The sequence below is a fragment of the Streptomyces sp. NPDC006450 genome (genome assembly GCF_040612195.1).
Taxonomy (GTDB): domain Bacteria; phylum Actinomycetota; class Actinomycetes; order Streptomycetales; family Streptomycetaceae; genus Streptomyces.
On record NZ_JBEXPT010000017.1, the window covers coordinates 57361 to 74042 of the forward strand.

Annotated in this window: 16 protein-coding genes; 12 read left to right on the forward strand and 4 right to left on the reverse strand. The window is 71.5% G+C overall.

Translation table 11 applies throughout. The annotated features are described in order from the left end of the window. The first annotated feature begins 46 nt into the window (after positions 1-46). The 4 genes from ABZY57_RS09150 (at position 47) to ABZY57_RS09165 (ending at position 3835) form a co-directional block, all read left to right on the forward strand. Positions 47-922 carry a LysR family transcriptional regulator gene (locus ABZY57_RS09150; protein WP_356509702.1) on the forward strand — a complete coding sequence of 292 codons (876 nt, stop codon included), beginning with the start codon at positions 47-49 and terminating at the stop codon, positions 920-922. Between the two features lie 260 nt (positions 923-1182). Further along, the gene (locus tag ABZY57_RS09155; protein ID WP_356509704.1) at positions 1183-1317 is read left to right on the forward strand and encodes a hypothetical protein; all 135 of its coding nucleotides are present in this window, start codon (positions 1183-1185) and stop codon (positions 1315-1317) included. A gap of 160 nt (positions 1318-1477) precedes the next feature. Next, entirely contained in the window at positions 1478-2518 is a 1041-nt protein-coding gene (locus ABZY57_RS09160) for a 3-isopropylmalate dehydrogenase (protein WP_250742445.1), read from the forward strand. A 231-nt stretch (positions 2519-2749) separates the two neighbouring features. Next, positions 2750-3835, forward strand: coding sequence for a branched-chain amino acid aminotransferase (locus tag ABZY57_RS09165; protein ID WP_356509707.1), 1086 nt, complete (start codon positions 2750-2752; stop codon positions 3833-3835). Positions 3836-3915: 80 nt separating this feature from the next. Here ABZY57_RS09165 and ABZY57_RS09170 read toward each other — a convergent pair whose 3' ends face one another. Beyond that, positions 3916-4065 (reverse strand): hypothetical protein, encoded by a 150-nt coding sequence (locus ABZY57_RS09170; RefSeq protein ID WP_356509709.1) that lies wholly within the window; start codon positions 4063-4065, stop codon positions 3916-3918. 123 nt (positions 4066-4188) lie between these two features. Continuing rightward, positions 4189-5613 (reverse strand): cytosine permease, encoded by a 1425-nt coding sequence (locus ABZY57_RS09175; protein WP_356509711.1) that lies wholly within the window; start codon positions 5611-5613, stop codon positions 4189-4191. A 156-nt stretch (positions 5614-5769) separates the two neighbouring features. Here ABZY57_RS09175 and ureA point away from each other — a divergent pair, with 156 nt between their 5' ends. The 6 genes from ureA (at position 5770) to ABZY57_RS09205 (ending at position 13475) form a co-directional block, all read left to right on the forward strand. Beyond that, positions 5770-6483: an urease subunit gamma gene (ureA, locus tag ABZY57_RS09180; RefSeq protein ID WP_356509713.1), complete on the forward strand. Its 714-nt coding sequence runs from the start codon at positions 5770-5772 to the stop codon at positions 6481-6483. Next, positions 6480-8213 carry an urease subunit alpha gene (locus ABZY57_RS09185; protein ID WP_356509715.1) on the forward strand — a complete coding sequence of 578 codons (1734 nt, stop codon included), beginning with the start codon at positions 6480-6482 and terminating at the stop codon, positions 8211-8213. Before ureA ends, ABZY57_RS09185 begins: the two co-directional genes overlap by 4 nt. Before the next feature lie 47 nt (positions 8214-8260). Beyond that, entirely contained in the window at positions 8261-9301 is a 1041-nt protein-coding gene (locus ABZY57_RS09190) for an agmatine deiminase family protein (protein ID WP_356509717.1), read from the forward strand. A gap of 32 nt (positions 9302-9333) precedes the next feature. Next, a complete protein-coding gene (locus ABZY57_RS09195; protein WP_356509719.1) occupies positions 9334-9948 on the forward strand; it encodes a TetR/AcrR family transcriptional regulator in 615 nt (204 codons plus the stop codon). Positions 9949-10337: 389 nt separating this feature from the next. Beyond that, a complete protein-coding gene (gene cimA / locus ABZY57_RS09200; protein ID WP_356509721.1) occupies positions 10338-11975 on the forward strand; it encodes a citramalate synthase in 1638 nt (545 codons plus the stop codon). A gap of 129 nt (positions 11976-12104) precedes the next feature. Then, the gene (locus tag ABZY57_RS09205; protein ID WP_356509723.1) at positions 12105-13475 is read left to right on the forward strand and encodes a hypothetical protein; all 1371 of its coding nucleotides are present in this window, start codon (positions 12105-12107) and stop codon (positions 13473-13475) included. A gap of 21 nt (positions 13476-13496) precedes the next feature. Here ABZY57_RS09205 and ABZY57_RS09210 read toward each other — a convergent pair whose 3' ends face one another. After that, the gene (locus ABZY57_RS09210; RefSeq protein WP_356509725.1) at positions 13497-14114 is read right to left on the reverse strand and encodes a YceI family protein; all 618 of its coding nucleotides are present in this window, start codon (positions 14112-14114) and stop codon (positions 13497-13499) included. 295 nt (positions 14115-14409) lie between these two features. Here ABZY57_RS09210 and ABZY57_RS09215 point away from each other — a divergent pair, with 295 nt between their 5' ends. After that, a complete protein-coding gene (locus tag ABZY57_RS09215; RefSeq protein ID WP_356509727.1) occupies positions 14410-15993 on the forward strand; it encodes an acyl-CoA carboxylase subunit beta in 1584 nt (527 codons plus the stop codon). 23 nt (positions 15994-16016) lie between these two features. Further along, a complete protein-coding gene (locus ABZY57_RS09220; protein WP_356509729.1) occupies positions 16017-16220 on the forward strand; it encodes an acyl-CoA carboxylase subunit epsilon in 204 nt (67 codons plus the stop codon). Between the two features lie 102 nt (positions 16221-16322). Here ABZY57_RS09220 and ABZY57_RS09225 read toward each other — a convergent pair. Then, positions 16323-16682, reverse strand: a 360-nt coding sequence (locus ABZY57_RS09225; protein ID WP_356509731.1) for an ATP/GTP-binding protein, incomplete at its 5' end; no start/stop codon positions are given.

Consider the following 16682-nt stretch of genomic DNA (forward strand, 5'->3'; position numbering starts at 1 on the left):
GCCGCCGTTCCATGAACGGCGCTCATACAACGAGGTGGGAGCCCTGGTGGCTGAGCTGTTGCCGCAAGAACTGCGGGTCCTGGTCGCCGTCGCCGAGACGGGCGGCTTCTCCGCCGCGGCCGGCGCGCTCGGCCTCACCCAGTCGGCCGTGTCGCACTCGGTGCGCGGCAGCGAGGCCAAGCTCGGCGCGGTCCTGTTCGAGCGCGGCCGCAGTGGAGCCTCGCCCACCCCGGCGGGGGAGCGGGCCGTCGGCCACGCCCGCCGGATCCTGCGGCTGTACGAGGTGATGGGCGCCGAGGCGCGCGGCGCGGGCCGCCAGGCGGAGTCGGTGCACGGCGTGCTCCGCGTCGCCGCGTTCCGCAGCGCGGCCCTGCACCTGCTGCCGCCCGCCCTGGAGCGGCTCGCCGCCCGGCACCCCGGCATCCGCCCCGAGGTCCGGGTGGTCCGGGAGATCGGTGCCGGCACGGCCGGGGAGGTCGCCGCCGGACGCGCCGACCTCGGCATCGCCACGCTGGGCGTCCCGCAGGGCGTACCGCCCGGCCTCGTGACCGGGGTGCTGGTGGAGGAGGCGTACGCCCTGGTGCACCCGGCCGGGCATCCCGACCCCAAGGCGCTGCCGCTGATGGACTGGGACGAGAACTGCGGCTCCTACACGCGCGCCTGGTGGCTGGCGCAGGACTGGATCCCCCGGGCGACCGTCAAGGCGGAGGACGACGCGATGGTGCTGACCATGGTCGGCCGCGGGCTCGGCATGGCGATCATGCCCGAGCTGTCCCTCCGGGAGGCGACCGAAGCCGTCGACATCACCGGTCTGGGTCCGGAGGGGCCGGTGAGGCACGTGGGTTACGTCACCACACCGGAATCAGCTGCCACCCTCGCCGTAAGGGCTCTGATCAGGGAACTTCGCTCCGTGGCCAGGTGAAAACGGAGCCCCCGGAGCGGCCTTCCCGGGGATTTCGCGTCTCAGATAGTAGGAAGTCCGAGTAATTGCCGAGACATACAGCGGGAGCTGGCCTACGTTGTAGAAGCCGAACGTCTCGCCGATCAGGCGAATGGCGGTCGAGAGCGCGCGCCCCATGGCAGGCAACCCCTGCCGCGCACCGCTCCCCGCCTCTTCCGGCGCCTTGAAGGAACCCCTCATCCGTGGCCCCGCCACGCCGTGATCTCAAGGAGTCGATCACCATGACGCACACCCCCTCCACCACCGCCCGCCGCGTCCGCCGCTCCGCCGCCGCCGACGCGGACCGCAGGAACGCCGCCGCCGCCCTCCAGCGCGCGCTGGACCGCCGCGACAACGGCGGGTCGACCGGTCACTGACCGCTGCGGACCGGGTCACCGGCCCCTCGCGGGCCGGCCCCTGCTCGCGCCTGTCCCCCTGCCCTGACCTGCCGCTGAGCGGTTCCCCGGCCCGTGCATGGTGCGTCCACATGGTGGACGCAATGTGTCTGAGGGATGGGACAAGGAGTACGGTTCCACCATGTCGACCAGCATCAATCTCGCAGTGATCCCCGGTGATGGCATCGGCCAGGAAGTCGTGGCTCAGGGACTCAAGGTCCTTACCGCGGTCCTGCCCCAGGATGTGAAGCTGGAGACCAAGGAATACGACCTCGGCGCCCAGCGCTGGCACCGCACCGGTGAAACCCTCCCGGACGCGGAGCTCGAGGCCCTCAAGCACCACGACGCGATCCTGCTGGGCGCCATCGGCGACCCCTCGGTCCCGTCGGGCGTCCTGGAACGCGGTCTGCTGCTGAAGCTCCGCTTCGCCTTCGACCACTTCATCAACCTGCGCCCGTCGAAGCTCTTCCCCAACACGGCCACCCCGCTCGCCGGCCGCCCGGAGATCGACTTCGTCGTGGTCCGCGAGGGCACCGAAGGCCCGTACACCGGCAACGGCGGCAGCCTGCGCACCGGCACCCCGGCCGAGGTGGCCACCGAGGTCAGCCTCAACACGGCCTACGGCGTCGAGCGCGTGGTCCGTGACGCGTACGAGCGTGCCAACGGCCGCCCGCGCAAGAAGCTGACGCTGGTCCACAAGAACAACGTCCTCGTCTACGCCGGTCACCTGTGGAAGAACATCTTCGACAAGGTCGGCCAGGAGTACCCCGAGGTCACCACCGACTACCTGCACGTCGACGCCGCGACGATCTTCTTCGTCACCCAGCCCGAGCGCTTCGACGTCATCGTCACGGACAACCTCTTCGGTGACATCCTCACCGACCTGGCGGCCGCCGTGACCGGCGGAATCGGCCTGGCCGCCTCGGGCAACATCAACCCGACCGGCGCCTTCCCGTCCATGTTCGAGCCCGTCCACGGCTCCGCCCCGGACATCGCCGGCACCGGCAAGGCCGACCCGACCGCGACGATCCTCTCGGTCGCCCTGCTGCTGCGCCACCTCGGCTACGAGGCCCAGGCCGCCCGCATCGAGGACGCGGTCTCCGCCGACCTGGCCGAGCGCGACGGCACCTTCCGGTCCACCGACGCGATCGGCGACGCCCTCGCCGCTCGAGTAGCCGGCTGACCCGGTAGCCCCACCTCCAGGAAGCCGCCGGGTCGCGACCACCGCACCCGGCGGCTTTTCCTGTGCGGCCCCGGGTGCCACCATCTCCCCTGGGCCGCATTCCCCCCGTTTCACCGAAGCCTCCTCCCGCGCGATAATCGAACGCGAGGCCGCGGAATACGGGGAAGCTCGGACGTCCTAGTACGCCGTGAGCGCGGTCCGCCACACACAACCGGTGAAGGACAAGCACTCATGACGACGCCCACGATCGAGCTGAAGCCCTCCTCGAACCCGCTCTCCGCCGCGGAGCGCGACGCGATCCTGGCGAGCCCCGGCTTCGGCCGCCACTTCACCGACCACATGGTGACGGTCAAGTGGACCGAGGGCCGCGGCTGGCACGACGCCGAGCTGGTCCCGTACGCGCCGCTGTCGATGGACCCGGCGAACATGACCCTGCACTACGCGCAGACGATCTTCGAGGGGCTCAAGGCCTACAAGCAGCCCGACGGGACCGTCGCCACCTTCCGCCCGCAGGCCAACGCCGAGCGCTTCCAGTCCTCCGCCCGCCGGATGGCGATGCCGGAGCTGCCGACCGAGCTGTTCATCGCCGCCTGCGACGCGCTGATCAAGCAGGACCGCGCCTGGGTGCCGGACTCCGGCGAGGCCTCGCTGTACCTGCGCCCGTTCATGTTCGCCAGTGAGGTCGGCCTCGGCGTCCGCCCGGCCAACGAGTTCCTCTTCATCGTCATCGCCTCCCCGGCCGGCGCGTACTTCCCCGGGGGCGTCAAGCCCGTCTCCGTCTGGCTCTCCGAGGAGTACGTCCGCGCCGTCAAGGGCGGCACCGGCGCCGCCAAGACCGGTGGCAACTACGCCGCCTCCCTCGTCGCGCAGGCCCAGGCCGCCGAGCACGGCTGCGACCAGGTGGTCTGGCTCGACGCCGTCGAGCACCGCTGGATCGAGGAGATGGGCGGGATGAACCTGTACTTCGTGTACGGCGACCGCATCGTCACCCCCGAGCTCACCGGCTCGCTCCTTCCCGGCATCACCCGCGACTCCCTCCTCACCATCGCCCGCGACCTCGGCTACACCGCCGAGGAGGGCCGCCTCACCACCGAGGACTGGGAGCGTGACAACGCGAACGGCACCCTGACCGAGGTCTTCGCCTGCGGCACCGCCGCCGTGATCACCCCGGTCGGCTCCGTCAAGTCGGAGCGCGCCAACTGGACCCAGGGCGACGGCGAGCCCGGCGAGGTCACCATGAAGCTCCGCAAGGCCCTCCTGGACCTCCAGACGGGCCACACGGCCGACACCCACGGCTGGATGCACCAGCTGGGCTAGTCCGTCCCGTCCCGAAGCACCCGAAGGCCCCCCGCGCATCGTGCGGGGGGCCTTCGGGTGTGAGGGGCAGGGGGGCGTGGTCAGCGCCCCTCCTCCGCCTCGCCTTCGTGCTTCTTCTCGTCTTCGCGCTTCCCGTCCGGGCCGAGGCCCACCAGGGCCTCACCGAAGACGTAGGCCAGGCCCGCGACTCCCTTGACGATCCTGCCCGCCACGTATGCGAGTTCTTCCACGACGCCTCTCCGTGTCGTTCGTGGCGGCCCTCTCGTGTTCGGCCACCGCTGTACTGGTAGACGCCGATGCAGGCCCGAGGGTTGACCGCGAGGCCGAACCGGGGAACCCGCGTACGGGGTGGCTCAGGCGGCGACCGGCTCCTCGGCCGCTTCGGCCGGGGCCGGGGCGGGGGCCGTGCGGGCGGTCAGGGCCGCGTAGACCAGGCCGCCGGTCAGGCCGGAGAGGACGAAGGAGCAGTCCACGCCGCCGGTCAGGGCCAGCAGCGGCCCCTCGTAGAACGGGGTGGTCACGGCGAGCAGGCCGACGCCCGCGCCGACGGCCCAGGAGAGGGTGGCCGGGACGTTCCAGCCGCCGCGGAACCAGTAGACCCCGCCCTTGGCGCGGCGGTTGAAGACCTGCAGGGCCTCGGCGTCGTAGCGGCCGCGGCAGCGGACGTAGCCGATGAGGGTGATCACGGCCCACGGCGTGCCGATCGCGGTCAGCAGCAGCACGAACGAGGTCATCGCGGCCTGTACGTCCCACTCGAAGGAGCCGACGAACACGAACGCGGTGGCCACGGCCGCGGCGATCACGGTGGACGTGGTGCGGGTGGCCTTGGGGACGATGGCGTCCAGGTCGAGGCCCATGGAGTAGAGCATCAGCCCGGCGTTGCCGACGGATCCGGCCGCCGCGGCGACCAGCAGCGGAACCAGGTACCAGAACGGCGCGGCGTCCACCAGCGGACCGGCGTACTCGGCGCCCGCCCGGGCGGCGAGCGCGGTGTAGGTGCCGAAGAGCTGCGGGATCAGCAGCCCGACGAGCAGGCCGAGCCCGGTGGCCCAGAGCACCTTGCGGGAGCTGTGCCGGCGCGGGGAGATGTAGCGGGTGTAGTCGCCGAGCAGGGTGATGAAGGCGACGGGCCCGCTGAGCCCGGCCGCCACGGCGGCGAGCAGCCAGGTCGGCCAGAAGGAGCCGAGCAGGTACGCGGTGTCGGGCGGGGCGGCCGCGGTGAAGTCGGGGGCGTAGGCGAACACGCCGACGGCCAGCAGCAGCACCATGCCGATGGAGAGCACCTTGCTCATGCGCAGCAGCAGCCGGTAGCCGAAGACGGCCGCGACGACGGTACACGCGGCGAGCACGCCGTACATGACGGCCCGGGAGACGCCGGTGTCCGGCAGTCCGGTGAGCCGGGACAGGGAGCCGACCATCACGTCGCCGCCTATCCACAGGGTCAGCGCGGTGTAGCCGAGCGAGAGGAGCAGGCCGACCACCGAGCCGACGAGGCGGCCGCGGACGCCGAACTGGGCGCCGCTGGAGGTGGAGAGGTTGGTCCCCGTGCGCAGGGAGACGAGCGCCAGCGGCGCGGTGAAGGCGATGCCGACGAGGGTGCCGGTCACGATGGCGGTGACCGACGGCCACAGACCCAGTCCGAAGGACGGGGGCAGCCAGCCGAAGACGATCACACCGAGGCAGAGATTGGAGCCGAGGAGGATCGAGATCAGGTCACGGGGACCGCTCGTCCGTTCCTCCTCCGGGATGGTGTCGACTCCGCGCTGTTCGATGGGCATGGGGGGACTCCCTTGGCAGGGCGGGGGGTGGCAATGCACTGTTTGAGCGACACTCAATGTGACCTAAGCCCTGGTCTCAGGTCAATGCTTCATTGAAGAGAAATGAAGAGTTAGAGTGATGCTCTAACCCATCGACTCAAAGGGTGGTGGATCGGCGTGCGGCTGACCCCTACGGAGCGCGACCGGCTGCTTCTCCGCAGCGCTGCGGAACTGGCCAGGGCCCGACGGGCCCGCGGACTCAAACTCAACGTCCCGGAGGCCACCGCGCTCATCGCGGACACGGTCTGCGAGGCCGCGCGCGACGGCAAACGGCTGGCCGAGGCCATCGAGGAGGCCCGCTCCGTGCTGGGCCCCGCCGACGTGCTGCCCGGCGTCAGCGACGTGGTCACCGAGGTGCACGTGGAGGCCGTCTTCGACGACGGATCCCGCCTCGCGGTGGTCTCGTCCCCGATCCGGGGCGCCGTCGGCCTGGGCGAGGACGCCCCGGGCGCGGTCGTGCCCGGTCCCGGAGCCCCGCAGCCCGAGCCCACGGTCCACCTGCGCGTGCGCAACACGGCCCCGGTGCCGGTGAGCGTCACCTCCCACTTCCACTTCTTCGAGGCCAACCCGCGCCTCGACTTCGACCGTGCGGCGGCGTACGGCATGCGCCTGTGCGTACCGGCGGGCTCGTCCGTACGGTTCGACCCGCACGGCGAGGGCGAGGTCGGCCTCGTCCCCATCGGCGGGGACCGCGTCGCGATCGGCTTCGCGGGACTGGTCGACGGACCGCTGGACGCCCCGGGCGCCAAGGCCGAAGCCCTGCGCCGCGCGGCCGCCTGCGGCTACCTCGGCACCGAGACCACCGACGGCACGGACGGAGACCAGGCGTGAGCAAGCAGACCCGGCACAGCGACCACTGCGCACCCGGCAGCCGCCACATCGACCCGCACGAGTACGCCTCCGTCTTCGGCCCCCGGGCCGGGGACCGGGTGCGGCTCGGCGACTCCGGTCTGACCGTCCGGGTGGAGTCGGACGCGCAGAAGCCCGGGGACGAGTTCCTGGCCGGCTTCGGCAAGACGGCCCGCGACGGCCTGCACCTGAAGGCCGCCGCCGTCCGCGACACCTGCGACGTGGTGATCAGCAACGTGCTGGTCATCGACGCCGTCCTCGGTATCCGCAAGGTCTCCATCGGCATCCGCGAGGGCCGCATCCACGCGATCGGCCGAGCCGGCAACCCCGACACCCTCGACGGGGTGGACGTGGTGGTCGGCACGGGGACGAGCATCGTCTCCGGCGAAGGCATGATCGCCACCGCGGGCGCCGTCGACACCCACGTGCACCTGCTCTCCCCGCGCATCATGGAGGCCTCGCTCGCCGCGGGCGTCACCACGATCATCGGGCAGGAGTTCGGCCCGGTCTGGGGCGTCGGGGTCAACTCCCCGTGGGCGCTGAAGCACGCCTTCAACGCCTTCGACGCCTGGCCCGTCAACATCGGCTTCCTGGCCCGCGGTTCCTCCTCGGACCCGGCCCCGCTGGTCGAGGCCCTCGCCGAAGGAGGGGCCTGCGGCTTCAAGGTCCACGAGGACATGGGCGCGCACACCCGCGCCCTGGACACCGCCCTGCGCGTGGCCGAGGAGCACGACGTCCAGGTCGCCCTGCACAGCGACGGCCTCAACGAGTGCCTCTCCGTGGAGGACACCCTGCGGGTGCTGGACGGCCGGACCATCCACGCCTTCCACATCGAGGGCTGCGGCGGCGGCCACGTCCCCAACGTCCTGAAGATGGCGGGCGTACCGAACGTCATCGGCTCCTCCACCAACCCGACCCTGCCCTTCGGCCGGGACGCGGTCGCCGAGCACTACGGGATGATCGTCTCCGTCCACGACCTCAAGCCGGACCTCCCCGGCGACGCCGCCATGGCCCGCGACCGGATCCGCGCGGGCACGATGGGGGCCGAGGACGTCCTGCACGACCTCGGCGCGATCGGCATCACCTCCTCCGACGCCCAGGGCATGGGCCGCGCGGGCGAGACCATCCGGCGCACCTTCGCCATGGCCGCCAAGATGAAGGGCGAGCTGGGACCGCTGGCCGGCGACGGCGAGGGCGACGACAACGCCCGCGTGCTGCGCTACATGGCCAAGCTGACCATCAACCCGGCCATCGCCCACGGCCTGGCCCACGAGATCGGCTCCATCGAGGTCGGCAAGCTCGCCGACATCGTGCTGTGGCGCCCCCAGTTCTTCGGCGCCAAGCCGCAGCTGGTCCTCAAGTCCGGCTTCCCGGCCTACGGAGTCACCGGCGACCCCAACGCCGCCACCGACACCTGCGAACCGCTGGTCCTCGGCCCGCAGTTCGGCTCGTACGGGGCCACCGCGGCCGACATCTCCGTCGCCTTCGTCTCGGCCGCCGCGGCGGCCCTCGGCAGCGACGAGATGCCGACCCGCAGGCGCCGGGTCGCCGTCCGCGGCACCCGGGGCATCGGCCCCGGGAACCTGCTCCTCAACTCCCGGGTGGGCGCGGTCGATGTGGACGCGCGCAGCGGACTCGTCTCCCTCGACGGGGAACCGCTGCGCTCCGAAGCCGCCGAATCGGTCTCCCTCAACCGCCTGTACTTCTTGTGAACCAGCACAGTCTGTAAGTCAGCACAGCCTCTAAGGACCCTCCTGCCATGACCGACACCACGCCCGTGAACGCCGGATTCCGGATGCCCGCCGAGTGGACGCCCCACGAGCGCACCTGGATGGCCTGGCCCAGCCCCAACCCCACCTTCACCACCGAGCAGGAGCTCGCCGAAGCCCGCGAGGCCTGGGGCGCCGTCGCCCGCGCGGTGCGCACGTACGAGCCGGTGACCCTGGTGGTCTCGCCGGGTGACGCCGAGAGCGCCCGCGCCGTCGTCGGCGACGACATCGAGCTGGTCGAGCGCGAGCTCGACGACGCCTGGATGCGCGACATCGGCCCGACCTTCGTCACCAACGAGGCCGGCGAGCTGGCGGCCGTCGACTGGACCTTCAACGGCTGGGGCGCCCAGGACTGGGCCCGCTGGGACCACGACTCGAAGGTGGCCCGGGAGATCTCCGACATCGTCGGGACCCGCACCTACAGCACCGCGCTGGTCAACGAGGGCGGCGCCATCCACGTGGACGGCGAGGGCACCGTGCTCCTCACCGACACCGTGCAGCTCGGCAAGGGCCGCAACCCCGACTGGACCCGCGAGCAGGTCGAGGCCGAGATCCACGCCCACCTGGGCACCACCAAGGCGATCTGGCTCCCGTACGGACTGGCCGGCGACTACGGCACCTACGGCACCCAGGGCCACGTGGACATCGTCGCCGCCTTCGCCCGCCCCGGCGTGGTCATGGTCCACAGCCAGCCCGACCCGGCCCACCCGGACCACGAGCGCGGCAAGACCATCGCCGCCCTCCTGCGCGCGTCCACCGACGCCCGGGGCCGGCAGCTCCAGGTCGTGGAGATCCCGGCGCCGACCGTGCTGGAAGAGGACGGGGAGTGGGTCGACTACTCCTACATCAACCACTACCTGTGCAACGGCGGCGTGGTCCTGTGCGCCTTCGACGACCCGCGCGACGAGGAGGCCGCGGAGATCTTCCGCGGCCTGTTCCCCGAGCGGACCGTGACGCTCGTCGACGCACGTACGATTTTCGCCGGGGGTGGCGGTATCCACTGCATCACCCAGCAGCAGCCGAAGGTCTGACCCGAGAGGGCGGCCGGGACGAGGAGTGGGCCATGGTGGCGGGTGAGGTACGTGCCGCGCGCAAGAACGCGCCGCCGCGCGAGGACGTACTGGTCGCCGCGATGGCCACCATCGCCGAACGCGGCCTGGACGGCCTGACCATGGCCGGCCTGGGCCGCCAGGTCGGCATGAGCAGTGGCCACCTCCTCTACTACTTCCGCACCAAGGACGAGCTCCTGCTGCAGACCCTGGAGTGGAGCGAGGCGGCGCTCGGCACCCGGCGCCGCGCCCTGCTGTCCCGGCGCGGCCCGGCGCGCGAGCGCCTGCAGGCCTACGTGGACCTGTACGTGCCCGAGGGTGCACGCGATCCGCACTGGACCCTGTGGCTGGAGGTCTGGAACCGCTCGCAGAACGCGGGACCGGGGGAGCGGGACCGCCAGGGGGCCATCGAGGGCGCCTGGCACCGCGACCTGGTGGCCCTGCTCGCCGAAGGCATCTCGCGCGGAGAGTTCCGCCCCGTGGACCCGGACCGTTTCGCGGCCCGGCTGCGGGCCCTGCTCGACGGGTTCAGCATCCAGGTCGCCGTGGGCCTGCCCGGGATAGGGCGGGGGGACATCCTGGAGCACGTCGGGGAGTTCCTCAGCGAGGCGCTGACTCCGGGGGCCTGACCCCGGAGCGCTGATCCCGGGGGCGCCGCCCCCGGGTCGGGCCTCCCGCACGGGCGGCCCCGCCCGGCCCGCGGACCGGCCTGCCCGCATGCTGAGATCCCCGTCCATGCGCGGCATGCGGTATGGCAGACTGCCGACGTGCCTGCTCAGCTCATGATTATGGACAGCAGCGCGCCGGTCCCCAGTGGCCGCTGAGCCGCGGAAGAACTTCGCGGAGGCGGCCACCGTGCCCCAGACCCGCGCGCAGACCTCTCGCACCCGCGAGAGGTTTTTTCGTTTTCCGGCCCGAACATGCCGGGAACGGGCGGCGCGCGATGATGGGGGCAGTGGCGTCGGCCTGCCCGAGGGCGGGCATCCGGAACCACCCATCCGACAGGAGTCAGATCAGCATGACGACGACAGAGGCGACCGAGCCGACTGCGCCGGCTTCGGGCCCCGGCCCCGATGACGGGTTCCACGTCTTCGACACGACCCTGCGCGACGGTGCCCAGCGTGAGGGCATCAACCTCACGGTCGCGGACAAGCTGACGATCGCCCGGCACCTGGACGACTTCGGGGTGGGGTTCATCGAGGGCGGCTGGCCCGGCGCCAACCCCCGCGACACGGAATTCTTCTCCCGGGCCCGCGCGGAGATCGACTTCAAGCACGCCCAGCTCGTCGCCTTCGGCGCGACCCGCCGGGCGGGCGGCTCGGCCGCCACCGACCCGCAGGTCCGCGCCCTGCTGGAATCCGGCGCCCCGGTGATCACCCTGGTCGCCAAGTCCCACGACCGGCACGTCGAGCTGGCCCTGCGCACCACCCTCGACGAGAACCTGGAGATGGTCCGCGACACCGTCGCCCACCTCGTCTCCCAGGGCCGCCGGGTCTTCGTCGACTGCGAGCACTTCTTCGACGGCTACCGGGCCAACGCCGAGTACGCGAAGTCCGTCGTACGCGCCGCCCACGAGGCCGGCGCCGACGTCGTGGTCCTCTGCGACACCAACGGCGGCATGCTGCCCGCGCAGATCGCCGCGACCGTGGCGACCGTACTGGCCGACACCGGCGCCCGCCTGGGCATCCACGCCCAGGACGACACCGGCTGCGCCGTCGCCAACACGCTGGCCGCCGTGGACGCCGGCGCCACGCACGTGCAGTGCACCGCGAACGGCTACGGCGAGCGGGTCGGCAACGCCAACCTCTTCCCGGTCGTCGCCGCCCTGGAGATCAAGTACGGCCGTACGGTCCTCCCGGCCGGTGCCCTGGCCGAGATGACCCGGATCTCGCACGCCATCGCCGAGGTCGTCAACCTCACCCCCTCCACGCACCAGCCCTACGTCGGCGTCTCCGCCTTCGCGCACAAGGCGGGCCTGCACGCCTCGGCCATCAAGGTCGACCCGGACCTCTACCAGCACATCGACCCGGCGCGGGTCGGCAACACCATGCGGATGCTCGTCTCCGACATGGCCGGCCGGGCCTCCATCGAGCTCAAGGGCAAGGAGCTCGGCGTCGACCTCGGCGGGGACCGCGCGCTGGTCTCCCGCGTGGTGGAGCGGGTCAAGGAGCGGGAGCTCCAGGGCTACACGTACGAGGCCGCCGATGCCTCCTTCGAGCTGCTGCTGCGCGCCGAGGCCGAGGGCCGGGCGCGCAAGTACTTCCGCATCGAGTCCTGGCGGGCCATCGTCGAGGACCGCCCCGACGGCACGCACGCCAACGAGGCCACGGTGAAGCTGTGGGCCAAGGGCGAGCGGATCGTCGCCACCGCGGAGGGCAACGGCCCGGTCAACGCGCTGGACCGCGCGCTGCGCGTCGCCCTGGAACGCTTCTACCCCCAGCTCGCGAAGTTCGAGCTGATCGACTACAAGGTCCGCATCCTGGAGGGCGCACACGGCACGTCGTCCACGACCCGGGTCCTGGTCACCACGACGGACGGCGCCCGCGAATGGAACACGGTCGGCGTCGCGCCGAACGTCATCGCCGCCTCCTGGCAGGCCCTGGAGGACGCCTTCACCTACGGCCTCCTCCACGCGGGTGTGGAGCCGGCGGAGTAGTCGGCGCGGCAGTCGCGCAACCATCGGCCGACGCCGTCTCGCCGTGCTCCGGCGGGGTGAGACGGCGGGCTGGTGGGCCCTTATGTCCAACTCACACAGAATTGCACCCGTTCGGGTAGCGTCATGGATATGAGGACCAGGCTTATATCCGTACCTTTTGGATCGCTGCTGGCCGCTCTGCTGCTGGCGCTGTCCGCGACCGCGCTGCTGGTCGCCCCGCAGGCCTCGGCGGCCGACGGGACCACCACCGTGGCGGAGGCCCTCAAGAAGGGCCCGGTCTACGTGGACCCCCGCGCCGAGGCGCAGCTGCCGCCCGCGCAGGCGCAGGCGCTCGCGGAGAAGATCAAGGATGCCGGGAAGCCGGTGTTCGTGGCCGTGCTGCCGGCCAGCGCCGAGTTCCCCGCCGCCAGCGTGCTCAAGACGGTCCGTACCGAGACCGGCATCACCGGGCTCTACGCGATCCGGCTCGGGGACGGCTTCAACGCCGGCGCCGACAGGGCCGTCATGCCGGGCAACGCGGTCCGCAACCTGGTCGACGCCGTCAAGGCGGGCGGATCCGCCGACGCGACCGCGAGCACCGAGCTCAACACCTTCGTGGACCAGGCCCTTGCCCAGGCCAAGGGCAAGGCCCCGGCCTCCTGGGGCACCGCGAGCACCGACAGCGGGGCCCCGGTGGGCGCCCTGATCGGGCTCGGCGTGGTGGCCGCGGTCGGCGGAGGCGGGGCGTACGCGCTGGTCAAGCGCAACCGCAAGAAGAAGGAAGAGCTCCGGCGCGAATCCATCGCCCGGCTGAGCGTGGTCGTCGACGAGGACATCACGGCCTTCGGTGAGGAGCTGGAGCGCCTCGACTTCCACCCCGGTGAGCCCGGTGCCGACGACGCCATGCGCGCGGACTACGAGCAGGGCCTCGACTCGTACGAGAAGGCCAAGCAGATCATGGCCTCCGTGCAGCATCCGGAGGAGGTCAAGGGGGTCACCCAGGCGCTCGAGGACGGCCGGTACGCCCTGGCCCGCCTCGACGCGCGCCGGCAGGGCCGGCCGCTGCCCGAGCGCCGCGCACCCTGCTTCTTCGACCCGCGCCACGGGCCGAGCACCGAGGACGCCACGTGGGCCCCGGCGGGCGGTGCCGCCCGTACGGTCCCGGTCTGCACGGCGGACGCCGTCCGGCTGCGCGACGGCCAGGACCCGGCGGTCCGCACCGTCGACACCGAGCACGGTCCGCGCCCCTACTACGACGCCGGCCCGGCGTACGGTCCCTGGGCCGGCGGCTACTTCGGCGGCGGCATCCTGCCCGGCCTGCTCATGGGCACGATGCTCGGTTCGATGATGTCCAGTCCGGCCTACGCCTCCGACTTCGGCGGCGGCAACGGCTTCGACGGCAACGGCTTCGACGGCGGCGACGTCTCCGGAGCCGACTTCAACCCGTCCGACTTCGGCGGCGGGGACTTCGGTGGCGGAGGCGGCTTCGACGGCGGCGGGTTCGGCGGGGGCGACTTCTAGCCGCCCCGGCCCCGCCCGGGGTCACGCCTGCTTGATCGCCGAGATGTCGAAGGTCAGCTTCACCTTGTCGCTGACCATCACGCCGCCGGTCTCCAGGGCCGCGTTCCAGGTCAGGCCCCAGTCGGAGCGCAGGATCTCGGCCGAGCCCTCGAACCCGACGCGCTCGTTGCCGTAGACGTCGGTGGCCGCGCCGCCGAACTCCAGGTCGATGGAGAGCGGGCGGGTGACGTCCTTGATGGTCAGCTCGCCGGTGATGCGGTACGTGTCCCCGCCGAGCTGCTGAGCCCCGGTGGATCGGAAGGTCATCAGCGGGAAGGTCTCGGCGTCGAAGAAGTCCCCGGAGCGCAGGTGGCCGTCGCGGTCGCCGATGCCGGTGTCGATGGAGGCGATCTTCACGTCGATGGAGGCGGTGGAGCGGGACGGGTCGGCGCCGTCCAGGTGCAGGGAGCCCTCGTGGTCGGCGAAGGAGCCGCGCACGTTGGTGACCATCGCGTGGCGGACGGTGAAGCCGATGCTGCTGTGGGAGGGGTCGATGACGTAGTCGCCGGTGAGTGCGGCGAGGGCCGGGTCCACGTCGAGGGTGGCGACGCCGGTCGTGGTGGTGACGGCGTCCTGCGTGCGGCGGGTGAAGAGACCCATGACTGCTCCTTGGTGGGGGTGCCGCTCGATGTCGGCACTCGTTGAACTTTCAACAACAATGACGCTAGACCCATTCCGTTCAAATTTCAACCTCTCGATTTCTTGCGCGTGGCTTGGACGTGCCTTGGTGGCGGCTTGGCGGGAATTTTGTGGGAAACCAACAAAGGACCCGCGTCCTGCCTGGTGAGGACCGCTGTACCCCCGGTGGTTCTGTCCGGGACGGACAGCGGAAGACACCCGACACTGTGTGGATTCGACGGAGGGTTTTTCCGGTCCGGCTTCGTAAGGTCATTACATGACCGTTGTGGACCAGATTCCGAGCGAGCCGACGGACGCCCGCGGGCGCGTGGCCGAGCTGCACGACCTGCGTGAGCAGGCGCGGCGTGGCCCGAGTGACCGGGCGACCGAAGCGCAGCATGCCAAGGGCAAGCTCACCGCCCGTGAGCGGATCGCGTTGCTGCTCGACGAGGGTTCCTTCAAGGAGGTCGAGCAGCTGCGCCGCCACCGGGCGACGGGGTTCGGCCTGGAGGCCAAGAAGCCGTACACCGACGGTGTCATCACCGGGTGGGGCACGGTCGAGGGCCGGACGGTCTTCGTCTACGCGCACGACTTCCGGATCTTCGGCGGTGCGCTGGGCGAGGCCCACGCCCAGAAGATCCACAAGATCATGGACATGGCCATCTCGGCCGGTGCCCCGCTGGTCTCCCTGAACGACGGCGCGGGTGCCCGTATCCAGGAGGGCGTCTCCGCGCTCGCCGGCTACGGCGGCATCTTCCAGCGCAACACCAGGGCCTCGGGCGTGATCCCGCAGATCTCGGTGATGCTGGGCCCCTGCGCCGGCGGCGCGGCCTACTCCCCGGCGCTGACGGACTTCGTGTTCATGGTCCGGGAGACCTCGCAGATGTTCATCACCGGCCCGGACGTGGTCCGCGCGGTGACCGGCGAGGAGATCACCCAGAACGGGCTCGGCGGCGCGGACGTGCACGCCGAGACCTCCGGCGTCGCGCACTTCGCGTACGACGACGAGGAGACCTGCATCTCCGAGGTCCGCTACCTCATCACGATGCTGCCCTCCAACAACCGCGAGAACCCCCCGGTCCACGAGACCAGCGACCCGGCCGACCGCCGCTCCGACGTCCTGCTCGACCTCGTGCCCGCCGACGGCAACCGCCCCTACGACATGCTCAAGGTCATCGAGGAACTCGTCGACGAAGGCGACGTCCTGGAGATCCACGAGCGCTGGGCCCGCAATATCATCTGCGCCCTCGCGCGGCTGGACGGCCAGGTCGTCGGCATCGTCGCCAACCAGCCCGGCCACCTCGCCGGCGTCCTGGACATCGAGGCCTCGGAGAAGGCCGCGCGCTTCGTCCAGATGTGCGACGCCTTCAACATCCCGATCATCACCCTCCTGGACGTGCCCGGGTTCCTGCCGGGCGTCGACCAGGAGCACGGCGGCATCATCCGGCACGGAGCCAAGCTGCTGTACGCGTACTGCAACGCGACGGTGCCGCGGATCTCGCTGATCCTGCGCAAGGCCTACGGCGGCGCGTACATCGTCATGGACTCCCAGTCCATCGGCGCCGACCTGACCTACGCCTGGCCCACCAACGAGATCGCGGTGATGGGCGCCGAGGGCGCCGCCAACGTCATCTTCCGCCGGCAGATCGCCGACGCCGAGGACCCCGAGGCGATGCGCGCCCGCATGGTCAAGGAGTACAAGGCCGAGCTGATGCACCCGTACTACGCGGCCGAGCGCGGCCTCGTCGACGACGTCATCGACCCCGCCGAAACCCGCGAGGTCCTCGTCGCCGCCCTCGCCATGCTCCGCAACAAGCACGCCGACCTGCCGTCCCGCAAGCACGGCAACCCGCCCCAGTAGACGTCGAAGGAGAACTGCCACCGATGAGCAATGCCACCGGCACCCTGCTGAAGGTAGAGAAGGGCAACGCCGAGCCCGAGGAGCTGGCCGCGATCACCGCGATCCTGCTCGCCCGCGCCGCCGCCGCCCCCGAGGAGCCCTCGGCCGCCACCGCCCGTTCCCAGGCCGGCTGGCGCCGCCTGGAGCGCACCCCCGGCTTCCGCGGCCCGCGCAGCTGGCAGGGCTAGTACGCGAAGCCCCGCGGGCACCACGCGAAAGGCCCCCGCACTCCTCGGAGTGCGGGGGCTTTCGCGTACGCGGGTGCGACCCGGCGCGAAGGCCGGGGGCGGCTACCGCAGGCGGGCCATGAGGGCGTGCTCGACCAGGGTGATGAGCGCGCTCTTGGCGTCCGCGCGGTGGCGGGCGTCGGTGGTGATGATGGGGGCGTCCGGGCCGATCTGCAGGGCCTCGCGGACTTCCTCCGGGGTGTAGGGCTGGTGCCCGTCGAAGCCGTTGAGGGCGATGACGAAGGGCAGGCCGCTGTTCTCGAAGTAGTCGACGGCCGGGAAGCAGTCGGCCAGACGGCGGGTGTCGACGAGGACCACGGCGCCGATGGCGCCGCGGACGAGGTCGTCCCACATGAACCAGAAGCGGTCCTGACCGGGGGTACCGAAGAGGTACAGGATCAGGTCCTGGTCCAGGGTGATGCG